This is a genomic window from Mycobacterium hackensackense (genome assembly GCF_025822555.1).
GTDB lineage: Bacteria > Actinomycetota > Actinomycetes > Mycobacteriales > Mycobacteriaceae > Mycobacterium > Mycobacterium fluoranthenivorans.
Window position 1 is genome coordinate 165671 of sequence record NZ_JACKUC010000028.1, and the last position, 25483, is coordinate 191153.

A 25483-nucleotide genomic window follows, 5' to 3' on the forward strand; every position below is an offset into this window, starting at 1 on the left:
TCGATCGAGTTTACCCGTGAGTAACCGCACCCAGAGAAGCAGGACCTGCGTTGAGTCCGTGGTCACACCGCCGGTGTCATCGCGGAGCACCGGGGAGGGCGACGGCGGGAACGTCCGGCGTTCCCAGCCGGCCGGCCAGCCAGGGCAGTGCATCGGCGAACACCCGGGCCGCGGTGGTGAAGCTGTGACCACCGTTTCCGGGCACCACGGCGCACTCGATGCCGTAGCCGCCGGCCATCGAGCACAGGTGCTGCGCCACGGCGTCGTGCTCGGTATCGAGGGAGTCCGGGTCGACCGGAGCGGTCGGCGTGTCCGTCACCGCGGACGGGCGGTACGTCGGCTGCCCCGGCCCGGATACCGCGAACCAGGCCGCGACACCGTCGTATGGGCCGTGCCGGGCCATCACCGTCTGCGGATCGAAAGCCAGGTAGGCGTCGAGGTCACTGCCGAACAGCCGCGCCACGGTCTGCGTCTTGGAGCCGGCATTGGGTCCCATCTGGCCGTCGATGTCCAGGAACGTGGAGAACATGTCCGGGTGCATCAGCGTCGTGGTCAGCGCGCAGGTGCCCCCGGCGGACCAGCCGGCGAAACCCCAGTGCGCCGCTTGTGGTCTGGCGCCGAAATGGGCGACGACGTAGGGCACGACACCCTTGATCAGGTGGTCGGCCGCGTTGCCGCGCGGTCCGTTGACGCATTCCGTGTCGTTGATGAATTCGCCGCTGGTGTCGACGAACACGAGGATCGGCGCGTTGCCGCCGTGCTTGTCGGCAAAGGCGTCGGCGGTGGCCCTGGCCTCGCCGGTGGTCGGCCAGTCACGTGGCGTCCCGAATTCGCCGCCGGCCATCACGATGGCGGGCAGCGCCGGGGGAGGGTTGCTGGCGAACCAGGCGGGTGGCAGATAGACCAGTTCGTCGCGGTGCCGGAAACCGGAGGCGTCGTCGGGAATCTTGACCGAGACCACGATTCCCGCCGTCGGCCGTTCCCCGCGGCGAAGCATGTCCTGCACCGTCGCCTCGTCGACCTCGTTGGGTAGGTGCGCTCCGGTCACCCGATCGGCCATGGCGCCGACCGTCGGAAGGTAGCCCGTCCATGCGTTGACGGTCATCGCGACGCACAGCACGCACAGGGGGATGGCGGCCAGGGCGGCGCTACGACGGCCCCATCGGGTGGTGCGCCAGTTGGTGATCGCCAGCACCACCACCAGGCCGGTCGCGGCCACCCACACCCACAGCGCCGGAACGGCGGGCCCGTCGGCCAGGGCCTGGGAGTGGATGAACCAGTACGTCAGGCCCGCCAGCGCGGCGCCGCAGGTGATTCCGAGCAGGATCCAGTGCAGCCAGAACCTGCTCGGCGTTCGCCAGATGACGACGACGATGACCAACACCGCGACTGCCTGGATCACGATCGGCAGCCATCCGTGGGTCAAAGGCAGGTCATTCACCTAGCCCAAGGTAGCCCGGCAAAGCGACAGGGTTTGCGCAGCAGCCGGTGCACCGGCATCGGATCTGCTGTGATGTCGCTCGGTGTTTACTGTGGGCATTCATTTTGGGCGGCAACCGAATTGAAACGATCGGCAAGCCAACCGAGTGCCTGGGCGGGGTCGGCCTGGGCGCGTGTGCCGAACATCACGGTGTCGCCTATCCCACATGCGCGGGCCAGGGCGCGATCGGTCCACGCCTGCGGAATCAACGCATCGGGCCCATCGGGTACCACCAGCATCGGTGCCGCGATGGGTCCCTGCGGCAGCGAGGTCTTCTTCAGATAGGCGCGCAACGCGTCCGCGGCGTCGGTGGTGGCCGGGCGCAGATCGTCCGGGGTCATCTCCGAGATGACCTTGGTACGTTCCGCCGACGACCCGCCGGTGCAGCCGCTGAGCGCGTCCCAGTCGGCCTTGACCACGCCGCGGCGGTAGTCGTCGATGTGGAAATCGTTGTACTGGTTGGCCAGCGCGGACAGGTATTGGTGCAGGGTCAGCATCTGGTCTTTGGTGAGGCTGCCCGCCGCAGCGCTGTCGGCCAGACCCTCGATGGCGGCGGTGGGCGCCACGGCCACCACGCCCACCAACTGTCCGCCGAGGCCGTAGTCGGCCGCGAGTTCGTCGGCCGCCCATACCGCCTGGCCGCCCTGTCCGGTCCCGTAGCCGGCCCAGCGTCCGGAGGTGCCCGGCACGAGTTTCTCGGTGGCGCGCACCGCGTCCATCACGTTGTAGCCGGCGGTGGTCGAATCCAGGAATGGATGCGGAGAGCCCTCCAGTCCGAGACCCTGGTAGTCCGGCACCGCGACGACGTATCCGGCATCGACGAAGGTCTCGGCCGTCGGCGCCAGACCGCGCAGCGTCGGGGACCATGATGGCGCGCATTCGGTCTCGCTGCCGGTGTTGGGGTGGCCCACCACCAGGATCGGCCAGCCACCCTGAGGCGCAGTGCCTTTGGGCACCAGGACGGTGCCGGACACGTTCACCCCGGTGTCGCCGACACCGGATGTGGAGGTGTACACGATGCGGGCCGCGAGCGCGGTCTTCTCGCGCAGCACCGGATCGAGGTTCGACAGCGTGTTGGCCGACACCAGGGTGCCCGGGCCGGAACCGCCGAAATCACCCGGCAGTGCAGGGCCGAACGTCGGTGTCGGCTTGGCTGCGGGCGCCGGATGCCCGCAACCGGCCAGCAGCAAGGTCGCCGATATCAGCACGGCCACGGCCGTGCGGGTACGCCTCACCCCGGCACCCTTTCCACCCGGTCGCCCGAGATCATCCCGCGGCAGTGGTCGCGCAAGGCCGTCCGCAGTTCGGCGGCCAGCCGGGCCACCTCCTGCTGGTGTCGGACGTAATCGGTTCTGCCGGAAGCGGTCTCGATGCGGATCGGCGTGATTCCGTACCCGGTCAGGTCATACGGACTGGCCCGCATGTCCAGCAGCCGGGCCGTACACGCGAGCTCGAAGCAGTCCATCAGCATCTCCGACGGGACCAGCGGGCCGAGCTTGTAGCACCACTTGTACAAATCCATGTTGGCGTGCACACACCCCGGCTGCTCGTGCCGCAGCTGCGCGTCCCGGCTGAGCTGTTCGGCGTTGCGTCCCACGGCCGCGTCGGTGAAGAACCGGTAGGCGTCGAAATGGCTGCAGCGCAACGGCATCGACTCCAGCACCTGATCGGTGTGGTGGGGGTCCAAGCGAAGCGGGACGCCGTTGTGGCGGACCTCCCGGCTGCGATACACCATGGCCCACTCGTGCATCCCGAAACAGTTGAGCCGGGCCGGCCGGTCCGCGGTGGCGGTCAACAGATCGGCGATGAAGGTGACGGTGCCCAGACGTGACGCGAGGACATCTGCGCTCAGCGCGACCGCGGACCCGGCCTGCCGGTACCCGGTGCGCCGGAGGAATTTCCCGGCGGCCGCACCGTCGAGTGCGGTCCCATACCCCGGATGCCATCGGGCCAGCTGACGCGGCCGGAAGCTGTAGTAGGTGAACAGGAAATCCCACACCGGATGACTCTGGCCGGTCTGTGCCCTGGTGCGGTGCGGGCCGAGCAGCCGGTCGACCCGGTCGGTGTGCCGGCGTTCGCGCGCAGTCCATTCGGCCTCGTCGAGCACATCAGACACGGTGGGTTCCGTCGCGCACGGTCCCGACCAGGTCCTCGACCAGATCCTCCAGCGCCACCACCGCGGTGATCCTGTCCTCGACCGTGACCAGGGCCAGATGGCTCTTGTTGCGGCGCATCCGGGACAGCGCTTCGGGCACCGACAGCGAGGCCGGCATCTTGATGAGCGGGCGCACCATCGACGCGTCGAGCACCGCGTCCGGATCGTCGATCAGCGCCAGCACGTCCTTGATGTGCAGATAGCCGAGCACGGTCCCGCTGGGGTCGGTCACCGGGAAGCGCGAATAGCCTGTCTCGGCGAGCGCGCTCTGCACCGCTCCCACGGTGGGTCCGGATCCCGGGGCGGCCACCGGTATCGCGCGGATCCGGCTGAGCGGGATGGCGATATCGGCGATGACGCGGTTGCTGATCTGCAGGGCCCGGGTGAGCCGCGTGTGCTCCTCGTGGTCGAGCAGACCCTCGGAGCGGGACTCGGCGATCATCGCCGACAGTTCGACGGTCGACACCGCGACGTCGAGTTCGTCCTTGGGTTCCACGCCGAGCGTGCGCAGCGTGGTGTTGGCCGCCCAGTTGTAGAACGCGATGAACGGTTTGGCCAGCCGGATGTAGGCCAGGTACGGCGGCACGAGCAGCATCGCCGCCGTCTCCGGCCCGGCGATCGCGATGTTCTTCGGCACCATCTCACCGAGCAGCACGTGCAGGGTCACCACCACGGCCAGCGCCACCACGAACGAAACGGTGTGCAGCACCGCCTCATCGACGCCCAACAGCGTGAACGGTTTCTCCAGCAGGTGCGCGACGGCGGGCTCGCCCACCCGGCCCAGCAGGATCGAGCAGATGGTGATGCCCAGCTGCGCGCCCGCCAGCATCAGCGACAGGTTCTCCGCGGCGTGCATCACGGTGACCGCACGTTTCTTGCCCTGCTCGGCGAGCGCCTCCAGGCGGTCACGGCGGGCTGAGATCAGCGCGAACTCGGCGCCCACGAAGAAGGCGTTGGCGCCCAGCAACAGCACGGTGAGGACGACGGCAAGCAGATCACCCATGGCGCGGCTCCCGGTTTCCGGTGTCGTCCTTGGGGCCCAGTTCGGTCAGTTCGAGAAGGTCGATCCGTCGACCGTCCATCCGCAGCACCGTGGCCTGCCAGAGCACCGGTTCGTCCACGCTGTCGGGATCGAAGGCGCGCAACTCGACGGTGTCGCCGACTTCGGGGATGCGGCCCAGTTCCTGCAGTACGAGTCCGCCGATGGTTTCGTAGTCGCCGTCGGCGGCCCGGAACGGTGTCTCCGAGTCGACCTCGTCGATGCGCAGCAGGCCGGACACCTGCCATCCGGTGCGCACGTGCACCACGTCCGGGGTGGCGTCATCGTGTTCGTCGCGGACGTCGCCGACGATCTCCTCGATGAGGTCTTCGACGGTGACCATGCCTGCGGTGCCACCGTATTCGTCGACCACCATCGCGGTCTGCAGGCCGTTGGCGCGGATCTGGGTCATCACCGCGTCACCGTCGAGGGTGGACGGGACGGTCGGCACCGGGAGCGCCAAGGTGGCGAGCCGGGTACCGGCTCGTTCGCCCGGGGGCACCTCGAAGATCTGCTTCACGTGCACCATGCCGATGGTCTGGTCGAGGTCACCCTCGACGATCGGGAATCTCGAGTGCCCGGTGCGCATCGCGGCCTCGACGAGATCGGCCACCGTGTCGTCGGCTTCCAGTGTCTCGATCAACTGGCGCGGGGTCATCAGCTCTTCGGCCGACCGCTCACCGAATTGCAGGGAACGGTCGACCAGCAAGGCGGTGTCCTGGTCCAGCGAGCCACTGCGCGCCGAGTTGCGTACCAGCGACACGAGTTCCTGCGGGGAGCGCGCCGAGCGCAGCTCCTCGGCCGGTTCGATACCGAGCCGGCGCAGGATCCAGTTGGCGGTGCCGTTGGTCGCGTTTATCACCGGGGTCAGGGCTTTGGCGAAGTACCACTGCGGGGCGGCGGCGAAGCGTGCGGTCGGCAACGGCTTGGCGACGGCGAGGTTCTTGGGCACCAGCTCGCCGAAGATCATCGACACGGAGGTGGCGATCAGCAGCGCCAGCGCCAGCGCGATGCCGTCGATCATTCCGGCGGGAATCCGGATCGCCGCGAGCGGGGCGTGCAGCAGCCGGGCGACGACCGGTTCGGCCAGGTAACCGGTGGCCAGCGTGGTGATCGAGATACCGAGCTGCGCACCGGACAGCTGGAACGACAGCGTGCGATGGGCCTTGCGGATGAACTCGTCACGCCGGCCGCCGGTGCGGGCGTTTTCCTCGACGGTGCTGCGCTCCAGCGCGGTGAGGGAGAACTCGGCCGCCACGAACAGCGCGGTGCCGGCCGTCAGCGCGATGAACGCGAGCAGGGACAACAACGTGATGGTGGGACTCATCGCGATCTCACCGTACTGAGGCCGGGCCACGCGCCCGGCCGACTAGTGGAGGGGTCGGCGTCACCGGATTCGCCGGCGGGGTCTGGAGCCCCGGGAACCCCCGAGCCCATGTCGAGACCGTGGGCTTCCACGGGTGCCTGTGGCACGGGATCCCTTTCGCTAAATCGGCGCAGCACTGTGCATTGCGCCGGGAAGACTCAATGGTAGCGTGCCCTGCCCGCGGCCCGGGCTCACCAACCGCTGGGTAGCGGATGCCCCTCGGCGAACCCGGCCGCGGACTGCACCCCGAGGATCACCTTGTCGTGCAGCTCGGGCAGGGACGCGGCGCCGACGTAGGTGCAGGTGCTGCGCACCCCCGAGGTGATGTGGTCGAGCAGGTCCTCCACACCGCCGCGGGCCGGATCCAGCGCCATCCGCGAGGTCGAGATGCCCTCCTCGAACAACGCTTTACGGGCCCGGTCGAACGCGCCGTCACCGGCTGTGCGCGCGGCGACGGCCCGCTTGGACGCCATGCCGTAGCTCTCCTTGTACGGCAGGCCGTCGCGGTCGCGCAGCAGATCGCCCGGCGATTCGTAGGTGCCGGCGAACCATGAACCGATCATCACGTTGGACGCGCCCGCGGCCAGCGCGAGCGCCACGTCGCGGGGATGCCGCACACCGCCGTCGGCCCACGCGTGGGCGCCGAGTTCCCTTGCTGCAGCCGCACATTCGACGACAGCGGAGAACTGGGGACGCCCGACGCCGGTCATCATCCGGGTGGTGCACATGGCGCCGGGACCGACCCCGACCTTGACGATGGTGGCGCCGGCGTTGATCAGGTCGCGGGTACCGGAGGCGGACACCACGTTGCCCGCCACGATGGGCAGACCGAGGTCGAGGGCCGCCACCGTCGCGATCGCGTCCAGCATCTTGGCCTGGTGGCCGTGGGCGGTATCGATGACGAGCAGGTCGGCCCCGACCTCGGCCAGCCCGCGCGCCTTGGCGCCGACGTCACCGTTGATCCCGACCGCGGCGGCGATGCGCAACCGGCCGCGGCTGTCGACGGCGGGGGCGTAGATCCCGGCGCGGATGGCTCCGGTGCGGGTGAGTACGCCGGCGAGTTCGCCGTCGGGCCCGGTGAGCACCGCGACATCGACGGGTGCGTGCTCCAGCAGATCGAACACCTTGCGGGGGTCGGTGCCCACGGGTGCGGTGACGAAATCGGTCAGCGCGACATCCTGGACCCGGGCGAACCTGTCGACGCCGGCACAGCCGGCCTCGGTGATCAGGCCGACCGGGCGGTTGCGGTCGACCACGACCGCGGCGCCGTGGGCCCGCTTGTGAATCAGCGCCATCGCATCCGAGACCGCGCTGTCGGGGGCCAGGGTGACCGGGGTGTCGGCCACCAGGTCCCGGCTCTTGACGAAGTCGACCGTCCCGGCGACCGCGGCCAGCGGCACATCCTGTGGCAGCACGACGATTCCGCCGCGGCGGGCCACCGTCTCGGCCATCCGGCGACCGGCGACCGCGGTCATGTTGGCGACCACCACCGGGATGGTGGTGCCCGAACCGTCGACGGTCGACAGGTCGACGTCGAACCGGGACGCGACATCGGTACGTCCCGGCACGACGAAGACGTCGTTGTAGGTCAGGTCATAGGGCGGCGTGTGTCCAGGCAAGAACTTCATCGAAACCTCACGTGCCCAGTCTAGGTTTCCGCTCGCTCAGGCCTCGACCTCGCTGCGGTCCCCGCTCCACAAGGTGTGGAACTTCTGGCCCTCGGGCGCATCGGTGCGGCCGTAGGTGTGCGCGCCGAAGAAGTCCCGCAGCCCCTGGGTCAAGGCCGCGGGCAGCCGCTCGGTGCGCAGCGCGTCGTAGTAGGACAGGGCCGAGGCGAAGCCGGGAACCGGGATGCCCAGTTCGGTGGCCTTGACCACCACCCGCCGCCAGCTGTCGATCCCGGCCTCGACCGCGTCGCGGAAGTACGGCGCGGCGATCAGCGTGGCCAGGTCGGGATCGTCGTCGTAGGCCTCCTTGATCCGGTTGAGGAACTTGGCCCGGATGATGCAGCCGCCGCGCCAGATGGTGGCCATATCGCCCAGGGTGATGCCCCAGTTGTATTCGGCGCTGCCGGCCTGAATCTGGTTGAACCCCTGGGCGTACGCGATGATCTTCGAGGCGTACAGCGCCTTGCGCACGTCCTCGATGAACTGCGGTGCATCGGTGGGTGCGGCCCCGAGTTCGCCGGACGCCAGGCCGGTCGTCGCCTTGCGCTGGGCGACCGAACCCGACAGCGCGCGGGCGAACACCGCCTCGGCGATACCGGTCACCGGCACACCGAGATCGAGCGCGGATTTCACCGTCCAGCGTCCGGTGCCCTTCTGCTCGGCCTCGTCCACGATGACGTCGACCAGCGGCTTGCCGGTCTTGGCGTCCACCTGGCGCAGTACTTCGGCGGTGATCTCCACCAGGTAGCTGTCCAGATCGCCCTTGTTCCACTCACTGAACACATCGGCGATCTGGCCGGCCTCCAGGCCCAGCCCGTCGCGCAGCAGTTGGTAGGCCTCGCCGATCAGCTGCATATCGGAGTACTCGATGCCGTTGTGCACCATCTTGACGAAGTGACCGGCCCCGTCGGGACCGATGTGGGTGCAGCACGGCACGCCGTCGACGTGGGCGGAGATCTCCTCCAGCAGGGGGCCCAGCGACTTGTAGGACTCGGCCGGTCCGCCGGGCATGATCGACGGCCCGTTGAGGGCGCCTTCCTCGCCGCCGGAGATCCCGGCGCCGACGAAGTGCAGGCCGCGTTCGCGGATAGCCTTCTCGCGGCGGATGGTGTCGGTGTAGAGCGCGTTGCCGCCGTCGATGATGATGTCGCCCGGCTCCATGGCGTCGGCGAGCTCGTTGATGACGGCATCGGTCGGGTCACCGGCCTTGACCATGATGATCACCCGGCGTGGTTTTTCCAGGGCGTCAAGGAATTCCGCGATCGTCTCGCTGCGCACGAACTTGCCTTCGGAGCCGTGCTCGGCCAGCAGCGCGTCGGTCTTGGCGATCGACCGGTTGTGCAGCGCCACGGTGTAGCCGTGGTGGGCGAAGTTGCGGGCGAGATTGGAGCCCATCACGGCCAGGCCGGTGACTCCAATTTGGGCGGTGCCGGTTTGGGTCATGCAGACGCCTTTCGTTGTTTTGTTGTACGACGCGCTCGATGGAACAGGGGCAGTGCTGCGCGGAAATTCATGCCTAGTTGGCGAACAACCGATGCAACTCGGTCAGCCACGGGATGGCCAGCGCGAGCGTGGGCAGTACCAGGATGGCCGCCGCGCTCAGATAGGCCGCGACCGCCAGCACCAGACTATTGCCCTCGCCGCCGAGCCGCCGGACGCGCAGGACCGTCGTCGGTCCGCCGGCGGCCAGCGCACCCGATGGGGTCCGGCCGGCAGCGCAGGCGACCAGCGCACGGGCCAGGGGAGTCGGCCCGGTGACGCGGACGGCGGCGTCGTCGGCGAGCAGTTCGATGAGCAGCCGGACGGCGTCGAGGGCATTGGCGCTACGGACGAACCGCGGAAACGCGGCGTGCACCGCGGTGAACATCTCCAGCACCAGATCGTGCCGGGCCCGCAGGTGCGCACTCTCGTGGCTGAGGATGGCGTCGATCTCGGCTTCGGAGAGGGTGGTCAGGGCGCCTTCGCTGACGACGACCCGGCTGCGCACGCCGGGCAGGCAGTAGGCCATCGGCTGGGCCACCCCGAGTACGCGCAGGCCACTGGGGCGCCGAGCCGGTGCCGGGATGGCGTCGCGGGACATGCCCACCAGGTCGACCAGCATGCGGTGGTGCGCGCGGCGCCGCCGGGTGGCGACCGCGACGGCGAGCACCGACACGATGAGCCGGGCGCCGATCATCAGGGTCACGGCGAACACGGCGACGTAGAGCAGCCACAGCGGCCAACCCAGGGCGACGATCTCGCTGGTCAGGGTGGCGGTGGGCTTACCGTCCGGTCCGGGCACCAACAGCCTGCTGGCGATCGCGATACCCGCCGAGAAGGCCGACAGGACGGCGGCCAGTGCGATGGCTTGCCAGAGCACGATGGCGGCGCGGGGAGCGCGCTGTGGCCAGGACGCACGCGCGAGCAGCGCCGGCACGGGGCCGACGAGCAACAACGCGACGATGGAGAAGGCCAGCGCGGACACGCCGCTAGTGTCTCTCAGCCGGTGGTCGAATTACCAGCGGGCGGCGCAATATCGTGCTTGGCCTCCAACTCGGCCAGCGCACGGCGCAGCGCGGCGGCTTCACCGGCGCCTACTCGTTCGACGAAATGCACCAGTGCGGCCTCGCGGCTGCCGGAGTCGGCGGCCTGGTCCAGCGCATCGACCATGAGGCCCGCGACCAGCTCGTCCCGACCGTGGGTGGGGGCGTAGCGGTGCGCCCGGTCATCGCGATGCTGGATGACCAGATTCTTCTTCGCCAGCCGCTGCAGCACGGTCATGATCGTCGTATAGGCGAGATCGCGGCGTGCCGCGAGCGCCTCGTGCACCTGCCGGACCGTCTGCGGCTCGCGCGAGGTCCAGAGGTGATCCATCACCTCACGCTCGAGTTCACCGAGCCGCGTCAACTTGGCCATATTCCGTTCCACTCCTGAGCAATCAAACAAGCCTACTACGCGTTTACTACCGAGCGTCGTATCCGATTTACGTGCCTGGTCCAACGTGTGGGACTGCGCTCTCCGTTCCCGGTCACGCGGCGTTTCCGTGTGGTCTGTGAGTCGAGTCACAGCTTTTGGCCTCCTTGTTAGGTGTGACTATAGTAAGGCTAACCTAACTGAACGAGGAGGTGCGGATGACGGTCGTGGTCGACGACCCGCTGATTGCCCGGATGTCGATTCGGCGGGCCCTGCCGCTGCATGAATCGAGCCGGCGGCTTCGCGAGTTGTATCCGGAGTGTCCGCGTGTCTACGGCGTCGCGGTGATGGGTGACCTGTCCCGGCGACGCTGGTGGCCGCTGGCGGAAGTGCTCACGACCGACCGTTTGCAGCACATGTTCGACGCGGCAGTGGCCGAGACCGACAGCCGTGCGGCGGTGGCTCAGCAGTTGGCCGCCACCCTGGCCCACGTCGTGGTCGGCCGCGTGGTCCCGCTGATCGTGCTGGAAGGCCGGGCCTGGGACACGGGACTGGAGAACCTGTGGGTGCACGTCGACTCCGAGGGTGCCATCGACTGGGTGGGCGTGGTCGATCCGACGCTGCGCGCGCTGCCCGATGACCCGCACCTGGCCACCCGCTCGAGTGTGGGCGCGGTGCGCACCACCCGGGACGGGATCGTGATGCTGCCCAGCGAGGGGGCGCTCACGACATGGGTGGCCCATCGCAGTCACCGCGCGTTGAGCCCGCTGTTCGCCAAGCTCGTCGAGGTGACCGAGGGGGCGATGTCCGTGGCCGCCATGTGGAACGTGGTCGGCACGGCCGTGGTCAGTGCCGCCACGCAGGTGCCGTTGCTGGCCGGTTCCAGTGAGCTGACGAGCATGCGTCGCAGCCAGGCCATCCTGGACGCGCTCGTCGGATTCGGTCTGCCGGTCCGCGGCACGAGCCGGGTGTCGATCGGGAAGGCCTTGCAAAATTAGGCAAGCCTTGCCTACTATGTTCATGCGAGGCTAACGGACCGAGCCGGAGTCCTGAGGGCTGCAGAGACCCCCGGTCCACTCGAAGGATGGGCCCCGCGCACACCGTGCGCGGGGCCCATCCGCATTTCGGTCTGCGGCCCGTGTAGACAAGAGTGCTGTGACGGCACCTGGACTCGACACCCTCGGCAAGGGCTTCGACAACGAACTCGGACTGAAGTATCTGGAGGTCACGCCCGACGGCGGACGCGCCCAGCTGACGATCACCGACAAGGTGCTCCAGCCATGGGGCATCGTGCACGGTGGTGTGTACTGCGCGGTCGTGGAGAGCCTGGCCAGTGTGTCCGGCCACGTCTGGCTCGCCGAGCACGGCGGCGGCACCGTGGTCGGGGTCAACAACAACACCGACTTCCTGCGCGCCATCAGCTCCGGCACCGTCACCGCGGTCTCCACACCGATCCACCGGGGCCGACGCCAGCAACTGTGGCTCATCACCATCACCGACGAGAACGACAAGCTGGTCGCCCGCGGGCAGGTCCGGCTGCAGAACGTCGAAGGGTAGACGCGGGCGACAAACCCGATCGATTGCCATGAGCGCTGCTGATTGCCGCGCGCCATGGCAATATCGCGCACTATGCGTTTAACGCCGCATGAACAAGAGCGGTTACTCATCTCCTACGCGGCCGACCTGGCACGGCGACGTCAGGCGCGCGGTCTGAAGCTCAACCACCCCGAGACGGTGGCGCTGATCACCGATCACATCCTCGAAGGTGCCCGCGACGGGCGCTCGGTGGCCGAACTCATGGTCAGCGGACGCGATGTGCTCACCCGCGAGCAGGTGATGGAGGGCGTGCCGGAGATGTTGCACGACGTGCAGGTCGAGGCGACCTTCCCCGACGGCACCAAGCTGGTCACCGTCCACCATCCGATTCCGTGAGGCGGTCCCATGATTCTCGCAAGTGAGAAGCCGGAGGCGGATCACGCATGATTCCCGCAAGTGAGAAGCCGAAGGCGGATCACGCATGATTCCCGGCGAATTCTTCTACGGCGACGGCGAGATCGCGCTCAACGCCGATGCGCCTCGGCTGACCCTCGACGTGGTCAACACCGGTGACCGTCCGGTCCAGGTGGGCAGCCACGTGCACCTGCCGCAGGCCAACGCCGCACTCGACTTCGATCGTGCCGCCGCACACGGGCACCGACTCGACATCCCGGCCGGCACCGCCGTCCGATTCGAACCCGGCATCGCCCAACGGGTTTCGCTGGTCCCGCTGAGCGGCACCCGCGAGGTGTACGGGCTGTCCCTGACCCCGCCCGGCAGATTGGACCCGCACCAGTGAGCTCACTGTCCCGCGAGCGCTACGCCGCCCTGTTCGGTCCCACCACCGGCGACCGGATCCGGCTGGCCGATACCGACCTGCTGATCGAGATCACCGAGGATCGCAGCGGTGGGCCCGGCCTGGCCGGTGACGAGGCCGTGTTCGGGGGCGGCAAGGTGCTACGCGAATCGATGGGGCAGTCCAGGGCGACCAGGGCCGACGGGGCGCCCGACACCGTCATCACCGGTGCGGTCATCCTCGACCACTGGGGAATCATCAAGGCCGATATCGGCATTCGCGACGGCCGCATCGTGGCGATCGGGAAGGCGGGCAACCCCGACATCATGTCCGGGGTGCATCCGGACCTTGTCGTCGGTCCGTCCACCGAGATCATCGCGGGCAACGGCCGCATCCTCACCGCCGGGGCCATCGACTGTCACGTGCACCTGATCTGCCCGCAGATCATGGAGGAAGCCCTCGGCGGGGGCATCACCACCATCATCGCCGGGGGTACCGGACCTGCCGAGGGCAGCAAGGCGACCACCGTCACCCCCGGGTCCTGGCACCTGGCCCGGATGCTGGAATCGCTGGATTCCTGGCCGCTGAACGTGGCACTGCTGGGTAAGGGCAACACCGTCAGCGCCGAGGCCATGTGGGAGCAATTGCGCGGTGGCGCAGCCGGGTTCAAACTGCACGAGGACTGGGGCACCACGCCGGCCGCGATCGATGCCTGCCTGACGGTGTCCGAGGCCGCCGGCGTGCAGGCCAACATCCACACCGACACCCTCAACGAGGCCGGCTTCGTCGAGGACACGCTGGCCGCCATCAAGGGCCGAGGTATCCACGCGTATCACACCGAAGGCGCCGGCGGCGGCCACGCTCCCGATATCGTCACCGTTGCCTCGCACCCGAATGTGCTGCCGAGTTCGACGAATCCCACCCGGCCGCACACGGTCAACACCCTCGACGAGCATCTGGACATGCTGATGGTGTGCCACCACCTGAACCCCAGCATTCCGGAGGATCTGGCCTTCGCGGAGAGCCGGATCCGGCCGTCGACGATCGCCGCCGAAGATCTGCTGCACGATATCGGCGCCATCTCGATGATCGGCAGTGACGCCCAGGCGATGGGCCGCATCGGCGAGGTGGTGCTGCGCACCTGGCAGACCGCCCATGTGATGAAGAAGCGCCGCGGTGCGATCAGCGGAGATATCGCCGGTGCCAAGGGAAATGACAACAACCGTGCGCGGCGCTATATCGCCAAGTACACGATCTGCCCGGCCGTCGCGCACGGCCTGGATGACGAGATCGGCTCCGTCGAGGTCGGAAAGCTCGCCGACCTGGTGCTGTGGGAACCTGCGTTCTTCGGGGTGCGCCCGCACGCGGTGCTCAAGGGCGGGATGATCGCCTGGGCGGCGATGGGGGATGCCAATGCATCGATCCCGACGCCGCAGCCCGTGCTGCCCCGGCCGATGTTCGGTGCGACTCCGGTGGCGGCCGCCGCCACCTCGGTGCATTTCGTGGCCCCCCAGGCCATCGAGGACGGCCTGGCCGACCGCCTGGACATCCGACGAAACCTGGTGGCGGTCAAGAACGTCCGCAAGATCGGCAAGGCGGATATGCCGCTCAACGATGCGCTGCCCCGCATCGAGGTGGATCCGGACACCTTCACGGTGCGTATCGACGGTGACGTGTGGGCCGAACAACCCGCGGCCGAACTACCCATGGCGCAGCGCTACTTCCTGTTCTGATGAGTTTCGATTTCCCGTCGCTTCACTCGCCCGGGTTGGCAACCCTTCTGGCACTGGCGGATTCACGGTTGCCGACCGGCGGGCACGTGCATTCCGGCGGTATGGAAGAGGCGATCACCGCGGGGTTGGTGATCGACCTGGCGACGTTACGGGCTTACCTGCGGCGCCGGATCCGCAGCCAGGGTCTGGTGACCGCGTCGCTGGCGGTGGCGGTGCAGACGGGCACACTGACCGTCGCGGCCGCCGATGCCGAAACCGACGCCCGCACCCCGGCACCGGCCGCGCGGTCGGCCTCCCGGGCGCAAGGGCGCGGATTGACCCGGCTGGCCAAACGGGTGTGGCCCGAGCATGATTGGCGGCCGGTGGGCACCAAACCGCATCTCGCGGTGGCCGCCGGCGTCGTCGGCATCGCGGCGTCGGTGGCCCCCGAGCACACGGCGCTGTCACTGGTCTACACGACGATGACCGGCTCGGCGACCGCGGCACAGCGACTGCTGGCCCTGGACCCGGCCGACGTCGCGGCACTGACCTTCGCACTGTCACCACTGTGTGAGCAGACCGCAGCGGCGGCGGTCAAGGAGCTCGCCGACTTGTCCGACCCCCTGCTCGACGTGCTCGCACAACAGCACGCCGCCCGCGAACGACCCCTGTTTGTTTCCTGAAGTTCGAGAGCTGATGAGGACCGATATGCCACCGCATTTCATCGACGGACAACCGCACAGTCACTCCGACCGGCCCAAGCGGGTACGGCACGCGGGGGAGGCGCTGCGCATCGGCATCGGGGGCCCGGTCGGCTCCGGTAAGACCGCGCTGACCGCCGCCCTGTGCCGGCAGCTGCGCGACGAGCTGTCGCTGGCGGTGCTGACCAACGACATCTACACCACCGAGGACGCCGACTTCCTGCGCCGCCACGCCGTGCTGCCCGACGAACGCATCGCCGCCGTGCAGACCGGCGGTTGCCCGCACACCGCCATCCGCGACGACATCACCGCCAATCTCGACGCGATCGACGATCTGATCGAGACGAATCCGGGTCTCGATCTCATCCTCGTCGAATCCGGCGGCGACAACCTCACGGCCACCTTCTCCTCAGGTCTGATCGACGTGCAGATCTTCGTCATCGACGTCGCCGGTGGGGACAAGGTGCCGCGCAAGGGCGGCCCGGGGGTGACGTTCTCAGATCTGTTGGTGATCAACAAGACTGATCTCGCTCCGATGGTCGGCGCGGATCTGGAGGTGATGCGCCGGGACTCCACCACGGTGCGGGGAGACCGGCCGTTCGTCCTCATCTCGCTCACCGAGGACCCCACCGCCGGGCCGGTGCTGCGCTGGGTGCACGAGCAACTGCAGGTCCCGGTCTCGAGCTAGCCCATGCATTCCGACATCCTGCTGGTGGCACGGCCCGACCGTGGTCCGCGCATCGAATGCAGTGGCGCACTGGCGGCCCGTCGAACCGCCGCCGACACCGTGCATCTGCTGTCCGCGGCGGCCACCCCGCTCGGGGGTGACACCATTTCGGTGCGGATCGTGGTGGAGGCCGGGGCCCGGCTAAGGGTGCGATCGGCGGCGGCCACGATGGTGCTCCCCAGTGCGACCACCGTCGAGTCGCACAGTGCATGGGACCTGCAGGTGGACGGCGAACTCGACCTGGACCTGCAACCCACCGTCATCGCGGGCGGCTCCCGCCATGCGGCGGGGACCCGGCTCCGATTGGGAACCACGGGCCGGGCCAGGGTGCGCGAAAGCGTCCAGATCGGCCGATCGGGGGAGTCCGACGGGTATTGGACGGGAGCGCTGCACGCCGATGTCGACGGTGTGCCGCTACTGCGGCACCGCGTCGAGTTGGGCGCGGCGACGGTGGCCGATGACGAACTCGGCAGTCCCCGCGCATGTGTCAGCGAATTGCGGTACCCGCAAACGAGTTTCGAGAGCCCAGGGACGGTCCTCGAACTCGCCGCGGGTGGCTGCCTGGCGACGTGGCAGGGCGCGCGACTCTGACCGATTCCCGGGTCGCTAGCTCGCCCGCTCCTGTTCGACCGCCGCGGCGATCTCCTCGAGCTGGTCGATTCTGGTGCGGGCGTAGGCCTGCTGCTCGGTGATGGTCAGCTGGCCGCGCTGCCGGCTCAGGAACGTCACCGCCCACGACAACAGCGTGGCGACCTTGGTCTTGAAGCCGACCAGATAGATCAGGTGCAGCCCCAGCCAGGCCAGCCAGGCGATGAAACCGCTGAACTCCAGCTTGCCGACCTTGGCCACCGCATTCCACTTCGACACCGTGGCCATCGAGCCCTTGTCGAAGTATTTGAACGGCACGCGCGGCTTGGGGATGGTGCCGTGCTGGCGGGCCTTCGCCTCGTTCTTCAGGATGGCCGCGACGTACTTGCCGCCCTGGATGGCGCCCTGCGCCATACCGGGAACGCCCTCGACGAAGGCCATATCGCCGATGACGAAGACATTGGGGTGGCCCGGGATCGACAGGTCGGGATTGACCTTGACGCGCCCGGCCCGGTCGATCTCGGTATCGGACTGCGCAGCCAGCTCCTTGCCCAGCGGGCTGGCCTGCACACCGGCCGACCACACCTTGCACGCCGACTCGATACGCCGGATCGACCCGTCCTTGTCCTTGACGGTGATGCCGTTGCGGTCGACGTCGGTGACCATCGCGTTGAGCTGGATCTCGACGCCCATCTTCTCCAGGCGCTCCTTGGCCCGCAGGCCCAGCTTCTCGCCCATCGGCGGGAGCACGGCCGGTGCGGCGTCGAGCAGGATGACGTGCGCCTCGGTCGGGTCGATGTGCCGGAAGCTGCCCTTGAGTGTCTGGTCGGACAGCTCCTGGATCTGGCCGGCCATCTCCACTCCGGTCGGGCCGGCGCCGACGACGACGAACGTCAGCAACTTCTTGCGGCGTTCGGGGTCGCTGGACCGCTCGGCCTGCTCGAAGGCGCCGAGGATGCGGCCGCGCAATTCCAGCGCATCGTCGATGGTCTTCATGCCGGGCGCCCACTCCGCGAAGTGGTCGTTACCGAAGTAGGACTGCCCCGCGCCGGCCGCCAGGATCAGCGTGTCGTAGGGGGTGCTGTAGGTGTGGCCCAGCAGAACCGACTCGACCGTCTTGCGCTCGAGATCGACATGCGTGACATCCCCGAGCAGCACCTGCGCGTTGTCCTGCTTGCGCAGGATCAGGCGCGTCGGCGGGGCGATCTCACCCTCGGAGATGATGCCGGTGGCGACTTGGTAGAGCAGCGGCTGAAACAGGTGATGTGTGGTGCGCGCGATCAACTTGATGTCGACGTCGGCGCCCTTGAGCGCCTGCGCGGCGTTCAATCCACCGAACCCCGAGCCGACGATGACGACCTTATGCCGATCCGATGCCGTAGCTCCGGGGTGGCTCATTGCTGCTCCTAGCGGACGTACTTTGTCAATACAACCTCTAGGGTAGTCGGTACCGATTCAGTCAGTGCGGTGAGATGGCGCACTGCACCAACTGTTCATCCCGAGTCGCTTCGCTCCTGCCCGCCGGACTGTTCACCCCGAGCCGCTTCGCTCCTGCCCCTCGGGACTGTTCACCCCCCCGGGTCGCTTCGCTCCTGCCCGCCGGACTGTTCACCCCGCGATCAGCGGCCGCAGCGCCTCGCCCACCGCCGCCACGCCACCGGGGGTGTAACCACCGATGGTGAAGGCGCTCAGGATGACGCCGTCGACGCCCGCGTCGTACACCTTCTCCTTGAGCTGCTCGGCCACCTGATCGGGCGAGCCGTACACCGCCTGCTGCTTGAACTCGTCAGGGATGATGTCCGCGGTGTACTGCTCGCCGATGAGGGCGATGGCCAGCACACTGGTCTCCAGCGTCGCCGGGTCGCGGTCGATCTTCTCGCAGTTCTCCTTGACCACAGCCACCTTGCGGGGCAACTCGTCGAAGCCGGCGATGATGTTGAGGTGGTCGAAGTGCCGGGCCGCCAGCGGGATCGTCTTCTTCTCGCCGCTGCCGCCGATCATCAGCGGAATGTGGTCGCGGAAGCGGGGATTCGCGAAGGCTTCCTGGGTTTTGTAATAGGTGCCGTCGAATGTGACACGGTCGCCCTTGAGCATCGGCAGGATGATCTCGAGGGCCTCGTCGAGCTTCTTGAACCGCTCGGTGAACGTACCGAACTCGTAGCCGAGGCTGTCGTGTTCCAACTCGAACCAGCCGGTCCCGATGCCCAGGATGGCGCGGCCCTGGCTGATCACGTCCAGGGTGGTGATGGCTTTGGCCAGCAGCGTGGGGTTGCGGTAGGTGTTGCCGGTCACCAAGGTGCCCAGCTGCACCTTCTCGGTGGCGGTGGCCAGGGCGCCGAGCGTGGTGTACGCCTCGAGCATCGGCTCCTCGGGCGCGCCGAGGCCGGGTAGTTGGTAGAGGTGGTCCATCACGAAGACGGAGTCGAACCCGGCCTGTTCGGCCTCGCGCGCCTGCGCGATGACGGTGGGGAAGAGTTCGGAAACGCCTGTGCCGTAGGAGAAATTGGGGATCTGAAGTCCGAGTCGAATCGCCATGGGACTTACGTAACCACACCGAAGCGGAGAGGGCACCCCGTTTAGCTGCGGGCGAACGCGGGAATATCTCAGCCGAAGTTGGCGAGCGCGCCCTGGCTCACGTGCAGCGTCTGTCCGGTGATGTGCCGGGCCGACTGGGTGGTGAGGAACAGCGCCAACCGCGTGATCTCGTCGGCGACCGACGGTGTCGTCTCGGCGGCACCGTCGTACCCTGGCTCGGCGCTCTTGCCCGTGGCCACCGCGTTCACGGTGATCCCACGGATCCCGTAATGGGCTGCCTGGCCGGCGGTCCAGTTCGACAGCGCGGCCTTGATCGCGGCGTCGGCGCTGCCCTCGGCCGGATTGCCGGGAACGACGTTGATGATCGATCCGCCCGAGCTCAGCTGATCGCCGAGCACCTGGACGGTCAACACCGCGGACAGCAGCGTCGCGTCGAGCGTCTGGCGCCAGGCCGCGGCGCGGTCGGCAAGGGTGAAGGTGCGCGGGTCTTTGGCCACCTGTGCCGGTGCGGGCACGTTGACGATGCAGTCCAGGTGCAGGGGAAACGCTTCGCGCGCTGCTTCGAGGCTGGCCGGATCGGTGTTGTCGACGACCACGAAGTTCGCATCGAGCTCTTTGGCGAGGACTTCGAGATCGTCGCGGCGAACACCCGCGAGCACCACGTTGTGGCCCTCATCCCGGAAGCCGGTGGCGACCACGCGGCCGAGCTCGGTATCGCCGCCGGTGAGCAGCACCTCCATGTGGTTACCTCCTTGTTCAGCGCTGAACGCAGCGAGTCGAAACGATGTTACTGGACAGTAGCTAGGCCGCGAAATCTGACGCGCCACATGAGCCCGCCGGCTGCTGGTCGGTCGCCTAGGGTTTGGCCCATGGGGCTGCCGCGCTGGATCTACCTCCCGGCCGCGGTGGGCACCCTGTTCGTGCTGCTGCCGCTGGTGGCGATGGCGGCCAAGGTCGATTGGCTGCACTTCTGGTCGCTGATCAGCAGCCACGCCTCGCTGACCGCGCTGGAACTGAGCCTGCGCACCTCGGTCGCGAGCACGGCGATATGCGTGGTGCTGGGCGTCCCCATGGCGCTCGTCCTGGCCCGGAGCTCGTCTCGACTGATCGGGGCGCTCCGGCCGGTGATCTTGCTTCCGCTGGTATTGCCACCCGTCGTGGGCGGAATCGCGCTGCTGTACGCATTCGGCCGGCTGGGTCTGCTCGGCCGCTATCTGGAGGCGGCCGGTGTCCAGATCGCGTTCACCACCGTGGCAGTGGTGCTGGCGCAGACCTTTGTCTCGCTGCCGTTCCTCGTGATCGCCCTGGAGGGGGCGGTGCGCACCACGGGCGCCGACTACGAGGTGGTTGCGGCGACCCTCGGGGCCCGCCCGACCACGGTGTGGCGGCGGGTCACACTGCCCTTGCTCGCGCCCGGTCTGCTGTCCGGCTCGGTGCTGGCCTTCGCGCGGTCCCTGGGTGAATTCGGTGCGACGCTGACCTTCGCCGGATCGCGGGAGGGCGTCACCCGAACCCTGCCGCTGGAGATCTACCTGCAGCGAGAGAGCGATGCCGACGCGGCCGTGGCGCTGTCGGTGCTGCTGGTGCTGGTGGCGGCACTGGTGGTGATCGGACTCGGCGCACGGCGGTTGCGGCCCAGCTCATGGCAGGCCACATGAGCGGGCTCGAGGTCAGCGTGCAGGTCACCGGCCGCGATGTTCGGCTCGACCTCACCGTCGCCGCGGGCCAGGTACTCGCCGTTCTCGGCCCCAACGGGGCGGGTAAATCGACGCTGCTGCAGGTGCTGGCCGGTGTGGTGCGGCCCGACCACGGGACGGTGCGCGTCGGTGCCCGGACGCTGACCGACTGTGCCGGCGGTATCCACGTGGCCACCCATGACCGGCGGGTCGGGTTGCTGATGCAGGAGGCGTTGCTGTTCCCGCACCTGAACGTGCGAGACAACGTCGCGTTCGGCCCGTGCAGTGGAAAACGATTGAGCCGCAAGGATTCCCGGGGCGTTGCCGAATCATGGCTGACCGAGGTGGGGGCCGGTGAGCTGGCCGGGCGGATGCCGCGGCAGCTGTCCGGGGGACAGGCGCAGCGGGTGGCGCTGGCACGCGCACTGGCCGCCGAACCCGACCTGCTGCTGCTCGACGAGCCGATGGCCGGCCTGGACGTCTCGGTGGCGACGGCGATACGCGCCGTCCTTCGCCGGGTGCTCACCCGAGACGGGCGGACGGCGGTCCTGGTCACCCACGACCTCCTGGACGTGGTGGCGCTCGCCGATCAGGTGGCGGTGGTGGAGGCGGGCCGGCTGGTGGAGTTCGGTCCCGTCGCGCAGATCCTGGCCGCTCCGCGCAGCGTGTTCGGTGCCCGGTTCGCCGGGGTGAATCTGGTCCGCGGGCGCTGGCAAGCGGACGGGGCGCTGCGTACCGACTGGGATACGCACTGGCACGGCTGCCCGGAGTCTGCGATGGCGGCCGGTGATCCGGCGGTGGCGGTGTTCGCGCCGGCGGCGGTGGCCGTCTACCGCGAGGTGCCGCACGGTAGCCCGCGCAATGCGGTGGAGGTGACGGTGGCCGAGCTGGACAGCCGCGGACCGTCGATCCGGGTGCGGGCCACGCCGCAACCCGACGGCGCGCCTGGCCTGGCGGCCGATATCACCGCAGAGGCGGCCGCCGAATTGCGCCTGGCGCCGGGGGAGCGGGTCTACTTCACGGTGAAGGCACAGGAACTGAGAATCCAGCCGGCGTCGTAACAACCCGCTCGATGGCGGCGAAATACCGGATGAAACCCACCCCGCCGGCACGGGGTGGCGTAGCCGTGGCCGCATCCGGACAGCTACATGTGGTAGTGCACTTTCTCACGAGTTTCATTGCGGTCAGCTACTTCCCAGATGGGCACTATAAGAGCAACTCACACTTGCGTCACGGCTGTAACACGGTATTTTCGTCCCCATGAATCAGCCGGACGTGCGCTCGTCACACCGCAAGCGCCTATCGACCGCACTGGCGATTGCGGCTGCGGCCGCACTGACGCTCCCCATCGCGGTGTCCCATGCGGACCCGGTACCCCCGGCCCCGACGCCCGCGCCGGCACCTGCGGACCCGAATGCGACACCGGCGCCCGCGCCTGCGCCCGCCGACCCGAACGCCCCACCGGCACCCGCGCCCGTCGATCCCAACGCGCCCCCGGTCGATCCGAACGCGCCGGCCCCGCCGCCACCCCCTGCACCGGAGCCGGGCCGGGTCGACAATGCGGCCGGTGGTTTCAGCTACGTCGTGCCGCCCGGCTGGAAGGTGGCCGACGCCACCCAGCTGTCCTACGGCCAGGCGCTGCTGACCAAGATTCCGCCCGCCGGCACCGAGCCTGCGCCCGCGCAGGGCACCGCGGCGCAGCCGGCCAACGACACCAGCGTGCTGCTCGGCCGGCTGGACCTGAAGCTTTTCGCCGGCGCTGAATCCGACAACGGGAAGGCGGCCGCGCGGCTGGCTTCCGATATGGGCGAGTTCTTCATGCCGTTCCCCGGCACCCGGATCGGCCAGGAGACGACACCGCTGGCCGCGGGTGATCTGACCGGCTCCGCGTCCTACTACGAGGTGAAGTTCACCGACACGACCAAGCCGACCGGTCAGATCTGGGCCGGCGTCGTCGGTGCGCCCACCCCGGCCGGCGTGCCGCGCGGGCAGCGTGCCCCCTCGCGCTGGTTCGTCGTGTGGCTGGGCACCGCCAACCATCCCGTGGACAAAGCTGCCGCCACCGCTCTGGCGCAGTCCATCCGCCCCTGGAGCCCGCCGCCGCCGCCGGCGCCGGACCCGAATGCGCCGCCAGCGCCGGTCGATCCCAACGCGCCGCCGGCCAGGCCGGGTGTCGGCGTGCCGGTGCCCGTGACGAACGCACCGCCGGAGATGATGCCGCAGGGCTGAGTCGCAGGGCTGATATGTGACGAATGTGCCCGTTTCACAGGCCTAATCGTGACCTGATCCGGGTAGACCGGAGAGCGACTCGGCATTCGGCCGGGTCCGCCGGTGGTAGGCAGGAGACCAGCACATGGAAATCGTTGCAGCTACTGAGTTCTTGGCCCGTTCGACCACGCAGACCAGCGTGGGCTGGATCGGCTACATCATCATCGGAGCGATCGCCGGCTGGATCGCCGGCAAGATCGTCAAGGGCGGCGGCTCCGGGATTCTGTTGAACATCGTCATCGGTGTCGTCGGCGCCTTGATCGGTGGATTCCTGCTGAGCTTCTTCCTCGACACCGCGGCGGGCGGCTGGTGGTTCACGCTGTTCACCGCCGTCCTCGGATCGGTGATCCTGCTGTGGATCGTCGGTTTGGTCCGCAAGAACTGACTCACAGGGCGGCCAGCACGCCGCGCAGGGCGGCGTTGAGACTGGCCGGCCCGGGTCGGTAGAACGGCCCGCGGCCGTCGGCAAGCAGGATGCGCAAGCGGGCCATGCCGCGAACGCGTACCGGTTGCGGCCCACGCAGCCGGAATGTCAGCTCGTCGATCAGGTCCGCCGCGGCGGACAAAGCTGCCGCGTGCACCGGGACCCGAAAACTGACGCCGCCTGCGCTGGATCGCCGGGTCGGGCTCAGTGCGTCGGCCAATTGCTCGCGCTCACCGCGCGACGTGATCCGCCGCATGTGCGCCGCCAGCGGGCTGTCGGCGATCACCGCGGTGCCGGGGGCGGCGCGTTCGATCTGCTGATCCCACCGGGCGGCGAACATCCGGGCGCGGATGCGCGTCCCGACTCCTATGTGGACGGGCCTGCTTGTCCGCGGCTCAACCGAGGTCGTCATCATCGGTGTCCTTCCCACGAACGTGACCTACAAAGACGTTATACCGGTCATGAATGACCAGTCAACATGTTTTGCCGGTCACTTTGGGAGTAAGCTGCCGAGCGTGCAGTGGTATGGCGATGTCGAGGCGAAACCTGCCCCGGGTCCGTTGCTCCGGGTGCAGGCGTTCATCAACACCCTGGACTGGGAGAGCGGGCAGGACCGCCTGGCGGATCCGGCCGACGCGGCGGAGTGGCTGATCGCTGCGGGTCTACTCGACAACGGTGCCGTACCGGGCAGGGCTGATCTCGCGGACCTGGCGGAGGTACGGGAAAGCTTGCGGGCGTTGGTGATTCACAACACCGGTGGACCGGCGCCGACTGCTGTGCAGCTGGATCCGCTGCGCCGGCTGGCGGCGAGTGCGCCGGCCCGGCTCATCGTCGGGGATGCCGGTGCGGTCGAGGTGGCCCCGGTGGGCGGCTCGGTACCGGACCGGCTGCTGGGCCTGCTGCTGATCGTGGCGGACGCGCAGCGGGACGGCAGCTGGGTGCATCTGAAGAGTTGCGCCAACGAAGACTGCCGGTGGGCGTTCTATGACCGCTCGCGCAACCACGGCGGCACGTGGTGCGATATGGCCAGCTGCGGTAACAAGCTCAAGAACCGCGAGTTCCGGGCGCGCCGGCGGAGCCGCTAGAACGACGCGTGCCAGACCAGCGCCGCGGCCAGCGCTCCCATCCCGTTCAGGGACCAGTGCAGGGCGATCGGCGCGAGCAGGCTGCCGCTTCGCCGGCGCAGCCAGGTGAACACGAAACCGGCGGCACTGGTGGCCACCACGGCGCCGACCACACCCGCGACCATACCGAACACGCCGCCACCGAGAAGGTGGCTGAATCCGGCATTACCGCTGGTCAGGCCGAGTGAACTGGCGATATGCCACAGGCCGAAGAGTAGCGATCCGGCGGCGGCCACCCCGCGAAAACCCCAGGCCCGGTCCAGTGCACCGTGCAGCACACCGCGGAAGGCCAGTTCCTCGGGGATGACGGTCTGCAGCGGAATGATGATCATCGAGGCGATCAGGGCGCCCGAGACAGTCGCGTAGTGGTTGTTCATGAACATCGGCCGGGTCCACGGCAGCGCGACTCCGATGGCGATGACCGCCAGCACGATGCCGATCGCGGCCGCGGCGTAGCGGGCGCCGGAGCGCCAGTGCTCGCGCCCCAGGCCCAGCTCGGTCCAGCCCAGCCCGCGCACCCGCACCAGCGCCACCAGGGCGATCGCCGCGGCGGGCACCGTCGCGATATTGGCCCAGGGTGTCGTGAAGTGGGCGATGAGATTGGTGGCGACCAAGACGAGCACCACCACCGCCAGGTCGATGTAGACGCGGGCGTGGTGCAACGCCGACAGAGTTCCCGCCAGCGGATGGGCTGGAGGGGAGAGCGGTGAGGCCACCACGCCGAGGTCAGACATCGTTCTCCAGTGTACTGGCGTGGGTTGTCTACCTAAGTTATAGAAGTGGGCACTAAGGTGTCC

27 protein-coding genes are annotated in these 25483 nt (G+C 68.5%); 13 read left to right on the forward strand and 14 right to left on the reverse strand.

Going from position 1 to position 25483, the window contains the following annotated elements:
* Positions 1-76: 76 nt before the first annotated feature.
* The 9 genes from H7J86_RS02445 to H7J86_RS02485 all read right to left on the reverse strand — a co-directional run bounded on the left by H7J86_RS02445 (position 77) and on the right by H7J86_RS02485 (position 10602).
* Entirely contained in the window at positions 77-1441 is a 1365-nt protein-coding gene (locus H7J86_RS02445; RefSeq protein ID WP_267289172.1) for an alpha/beta hydrolase, read from the reverse strand.
* Positions 1442-1527: 86 nt separating this feature from the next.
* Positions 1528-2715: a lipase family protein gene (locus H7J86_RS02450; RefSeq protein ID WP_267289174.1), complete on the reverse strand. Its 1188-nt coding sequence runs from the start codon at positions 2713-2715 to the stop codon at positions 1528-1530.
* Positions 2712-3596, reverse strand: coding sequence for a 3-methyladenine DNA glycosylase (locus H7J86_RS02455; protein WP_267289176.1), 885 nt, complete (start codon positions 3594-3596; stop codon positions 2712-2714). Before H7J86_RS02455 ends, H7J86_RS02450 begins: the two co-directional genes overlap by 4 nt.
* Positions 3589-4638: a hemolysin family protein gene (locus tag H7J86_RS02460; RefSeq protein ID WP_267289178.1), complete on the reverse strand. Its 1050-nt coding sequence runs from the start codon at positions 4636-4638 to the stop codon at positions 3589-3591. The genes H7J86_RS02455 and H7J86_RS02460 overlap by 8 nt, the downstream gene beginning before the upstream one ends.
* The gene (locus H7J86_RS02465; protein ID WP_090361560.1) at positions 4631-6001 is read right to left on the reverse strand and encodes a hemolysin family protein; all 1371 of its coding nucleotides are present in this window, start codon (positions 5999-6001) and stop codon (positions 4631-4633) included. Before H7J86_RS02465 ends, H7J86_RS02460 begins: the two co-directional genes overlap by 8 nt.
* Positions 6002-6231: 230 nt before the next feature.
* Complete coding sequence (locus H7J86_RS02470; protein WP_090360889.1) at positions 6232-7668, reverse strand: GuaB1 family IMP dehydrogenase-related protein; 1437 nt, start codon at positions 7666-7668, stop codon at positions 6232-6234.
* A gap of 36 nt (positions 7669-7704) precedes the next feature.
* Complete coding sequence (gnd, locus tag H7J86_RS02475; RefSeq protein WP_090360886.1) at positions 7705-9150, reverse strand: NADP-dependent phosphogluconate dehydrogenase; 1446 nt, start codon at positions 9148-9150, stop codon at positions 7705-7707.
* 73 nt (positions 9151-9223) lie between these two features.
* Positions 9224-10171 carry a M56 family metallopeptidase gene (locus H7J86_RS02480; protein WP_267289180.1) on the reverse strand — a complete coding sequence of 316 codons (948 nt, stop codon included), beginning with the start codon at positions 10169-10171 and terminating at the stop codon, positions 9224-9226.
* 14 nt (positions 10172-10185) lie between these two features.
* Positions 10186-10602 (reverse strand): BlaI/MecI/CopY family transcriptional regulator, encoded by a 417-nt coding sequence (locus tag H7J86_RS02485; protein ID WP_090360880.1) that lies wholly within the window; start codon positions 10600-10602, stop codon positions 10186-10188.
* A 215-nt stretch (positions 10603-10817) separates the two neighbouring features.
* On the opposite strand from H7J86_RS02485, the gene H7J86_RS02490 reads away from it, so the two are divergent.
* The 8 genes from H7J86_RS02490 to H7J86_RS02525 all read left to right on the forward strand — a co-directional run bounded on the left by H7J86_RS02490 (position 10818) and on the right by H7J86_RS02525 (position 16662).
* Entirely contained in the window at positions 10818-11597 is a 780-nt protein-coding gene (locus H7J86_RS02490) for an iron reductase (protein ID WP_090360877.1), read from the forward strand.
* Between the two features lie 157 nt (positions 11598-11754).
* Entirely contained in the window at positions 11755-12156 is a 402-nt protein-coding gene (locus H7J86_RS02495) for a PaaI family thioesterase (protein ID WP_090360874.1), read from the forward strand.
* A 72-nt stretch (positions 12157-12228) separates the two neighbouring features.
* The gene (locus tag H7J86_RS02500; protein WP_090360872.1) at positions 12229-12531 is read left to right on the forward strand and encodes an urease subunit gamma; all 303 of its coding nucleotides are present in this window, start codon (positions 12229-12231) and stop codon (positions 12529-12531) included.
* A gap of 85 nt (positions 12532-12616) precedes the next feature.
* A complete protein-coding gene (locus H7J86_RS02505; RefSeq protein WP_090360869.1) occupies positions 12617-12934 on the forward strand; it encodes an urease subunit beta in 318 nt (105 codons plus the stop codon).
* Positions 12931-14664, forward strand: coding sequence for an urease subunit alpha (locus tag H7J86_RS02510; protein WP_267289182.1), 1734 nt, complete (start codon positions 12931-12933; stop codon positions 14662-14664). The genes H7J86_RS02505 and H7J86_RS02510 overlap by 4 nt, the downstream gene beginning before the upstream one ends.
* Positions 14664-15326, forward strand: coding sequence for an urease accessory protein UreF (locus tag H7J86_RS02515; RefSeq protein WP_090360860.1), 663 nt, complete (start codon positions 14664-14666; stop codon positions 15324-15326). The genes H7J86_RS02510 and H7J86_RS02515 overlap by 1 nt, the downstream gene beginning before the upstream one ends.
* Before the next feature lie 25 nt (positions 15327-15351).
* On the forward strand, positions 15352-16032 hold the full coding sequence (ureG, locus tag H7J86_RS02520) for an urease accessory protein UreG (protein WP_267289293.1): 681 nt from the start codon (positions 15352-15354) through the stop codon (positions 16030-16032).
* Positions 16033-16035: 3 nt separating this feature from the next.
* A complete protein-coding gene (locus H7J86_RS02525; RefSeq protein WP_090360857.1) occupies positions 16036-16662 on the forward strand; it encodes an urease accessory protein UreD in 627 nt (208 codons plus the stop codon).
* A 15-nt stretch (positions 16663-16677) separates the two neighbouring features.
* Here the strand turns inward: H7J86_RS02525 and H7J86_RS02530 are convergent, their stop codons facing one another.
* From H7J86_RS02530 to H7J86_RS02540, 3 genes are all read right to left on the reverse strand, one after another.
* On the reverse strand, positions 16678-18057 hold the full coding sequence (locus H7J86_RS02530) for an NAD(P)/FAD-dependent oxidoreductase (RefSeq protein ID WP_090360855.1): 1380 nt from the start codon (positions 18055-18057) through the stop codon (positions 16678-16680).
* Between the two features lie 210 nt (positions 18058-18267).
* The gene (locus H7J86_RS02535; RefSeq protein ID WP_267289184.1) at positions 18268-19194 is read right to left on the reverse strand and encodes an LLM class F420-dependent oxidoreductase; all 927 of its coding nucleotides are present in this window, start codon (positions 19192-19194) and stop codon (positions 18268-18270) included.
* Between the two features lie 68 nt (positions 19195-19262).
* A complete protein-coding gene (locus H7J86_RS02540) occupies positions 19263-19934 on the reverse strand; it encodes an SDR family oxidoreductase (RefSeq protein WP_090360850.1) in 672 nt (223 codons plus the stop codon).
* An 87-nt stretch (positions 19935-20021) separates the two neighbouring features.
* Between H7J86_RS02540 and H7J86_RS02545 the strand changes: the two genes are divergently transcribed.
* The 4 genes from H7J86_RS02545 to H7J86_RS02560 all read left to right on the forward strand — a co-directional run bounded on the left by H7J86_RS02545 (position 20022) and on the right by H7J86_RS02560 (position 23523).
* Positions 20022-20852 (forward strand): ABC transporter permease, encoded by an 831-nt coding sequence (locus H7J86_RS02545; RefSeq protein ID WP_372517210.1) that lies wholly within the window; start codon positions 20022-20024, stop codon positions 20850-20852.
* Complete coding sequence (locus tag H7J86_RS02550) at positions 20849-21931, forward strand: sulfate/molybdate ABC transporter ATP-binding protein (RefSeq protein WP_267289188.1); 1083 nt, start codon at positions 20849-20851, stop codon at positions 21929-21931. The genes H7J86_RS02545 and H7J86_RS02550 overlap by 4 nt, the downstream gene beginning before the upstream one ends.
* 199 nt (positions 21932-22130) lie before the next feature.
* Positions 22131-23099, forward strand: coding sequence for an APA family fibronectin-binding glycoprotein (locus H7J86_RS02555; protein WP_187095701.1), 969 nt, complete (start codon positions 22131-22133; stop codon positions 23097-23099).
* Positions 23100-23223: 124 nt separating this feature from the next.
* Positions 23224-23523, forward strand: coding sequence for a GlsB/YeaQ/YmgE family stress response membrane protein (locus tag H7J86_RS02560; RefSeq protein ID WP_090360843.1), 300 nt, complete (start codon positions 23224-23226; stop codon positions 23521-23523).
* Between the two features lies 1 nt (position 23524).
* On the opposite strand, the gene H7J86_RS02565 is transcribed toward H7J86_RS02560, so the two are convergent.
* The gene (locus H7J86_RS02565; protein WP_267289190.1) at positions 23525-23974 is read right to left on the reverse strand and encodes a hypothetical protein; all 450 of its coding nucleotides are present in this window, start codon (positions 23972-23974) and stop codon (positions 23525-23527) included.
* A gap of 103 nt (positions 23975-24077) precedes the next feature.
* Between H7J86_RS02565 and H7J86_RS02570 the strand changes: the two genes are divergently transcribed.
* Entirely contained in the window at positions 24078-24647 is a 570-nt protein-coding gene (locus H7J86_RS02570) for a CGNR zinc finger domain-containing protein (RefSeq protein ID WP_308204813.1), read from the forward strand.
* Here the strand turns inward: H7J86_RS02570 and H7J86_RS02575 are convergent.
* Entirely contained in the window at positions 24644-25420 is a 777-nt protein-coding gene (locus H7J86_RS02575; protein ID WP_090360835.1) for a CPBP family intramembrane glutamic endopeptidase, read from the reverse strand. The genes H7J86_RS02570 and H7J86_RS02575 overlap by 4 nt on opposite strands.
* Positions 25421-25483 lie beyond the last annotated feature (63 nt).

Bases quoted from the DNA above. Each gene is read 5' to 3' on its own strand.
- H7J86_RS02470 (WP_090360889.1), bottom strand. From the start codon at position 7,668: ATGAAGTTCTTGCCTGGACACACGCCGCCCTATGACCTGACCTACAAC.
- H7J86_RS02525 (WP_090360857.1), top strand. From the start codon at position 16,036: ATGCATTCCGACATCCTGCTGGTGGCACGGCCCGACCGTGGTCCGCGC.
- H7J86_RS02545 (WP_372517210.1), top strand. From the start codon at position 20,022: ATGAGCCCGCCGGCTGCTGGTCGGTCGCCTAGGGTTTGGCCCATGGGG.
- H7J86_RS02460 (WP_267289178.1), bottom strand. From the start codon at position 4,638: ATGGGTGATCTGCTTGCCGTCGTCCTCACCGTGCTGTTGCTGGGCGCC.
- H7J86_RS02500 (WP_090360872.1), top strand. From the start codon at position 12,229: ATGCGTTTAACGCCGCATGAACAAGAGCGGTTACTCATCTCCTACGCG.
- H7J86_RS02575 (WP_090360835.1), bottom strand. From the start codon at position 25,420: ATGTCTGACCTCGGCGTGGTGGCCTCACCGCTCTCCCCTCCAGCCCAT.
- H7J86_RS02515 (WP_090360860.1), top strand. From the start codon at position 14,664: ATGAGTTTCGATTTCCCGTCGCTTCACTCGCCCGGGTTGGCAACCCTT.
- H7J86_RS02560 (WP_090360843.1), top strand. From the start codon at position 23,224: ATGGAAATCGTTGCAGCTACTGAGTTCTTGGCCCGTTCGACCACGCAG.
- H7J86_RS02555 (WP_187095701.1), top strand. From the start codon at position 22,131: ATGAATCAGCCGGACGTGCGCTCGTCACACCGCAAGCGCCTATCGACC.
- H7J86_RS02530 (WP_090360855.1), bottom strand. From the start codon at position 18,057: ATGAGCCACCCCGGAGCTACGGCATCGGATCGGCATAAGGTCGTCATC.
- H7J86_RS02490 (WP_090360877.1), top strand. From the start codon at position 10,818: ATGACGGTCGTGGTCGACGACCCGCTGATTGCCCGGATGTCGATTCGG.
- H7J86_RS02465 (WP_090361560.1), bottom strand. From the start codon at position 6,001: ATGAGTCCCACCATCACGTTGTTGTCCCTGCTCGCGTTCATCGCGCTG.
- H7J86_RS02565 (WP_267289190.1), bottom strand. From the start codon at position 23,974: ATGACGACCTCGGTTGAGCCGCGGACAAGCAGGCCCGTCCACATAGGA.
- gnd (WP_090360886.1), bottom strand. From the start codon at position 9,150: ATGACCCAAACCGGCACCGCCCAAATTGGAGTCACCGGCCTGGCCGTG.
- H7J86_RS02485 (WP_090360880.1), bottom strand. From the start codon at position 10,602: ATGGCCAAGTTGACGCGGCTCGGTGAACTCGAGCGTGAGGTGATGGAT.
- H7J86_RS02550 (WP_267289188.1), top strand. From the start codon at position 20,849: ATGAGCGGGCTCGAGGTCAGCGTGCAGGTCACCGGCCGCGATGTTCGG.
- H7J86_RS02535 (WP_267289184.1), bottom strand. From the start codon at position 19,194: ATGGCGATTCGACTCGGACTTCAGATCCCCAATTTCTCCTACGGCACA.
- H7J86_RS02505 (WP_090360869.1), top strand. From the start codon at position 12,617: ATGATTCCCGGCGAATTCTTCTACGGCGACGGCGAGATCGCGCTCAAC.
- H7J86_RS02540 (WP_090360850.1), bottom strand. From the start codon at position 19,934: ATGGAGGTGCTGCTCACCGGCGGCGATACCGAGCTCGGCCGCGTGGTC.
- ureG (WP_267289293.1), top strand. From the start codon at position 15,352: ATGCCACCGCATTTCATCGACGGACAACCGCACAGTCACTCCGACCGG.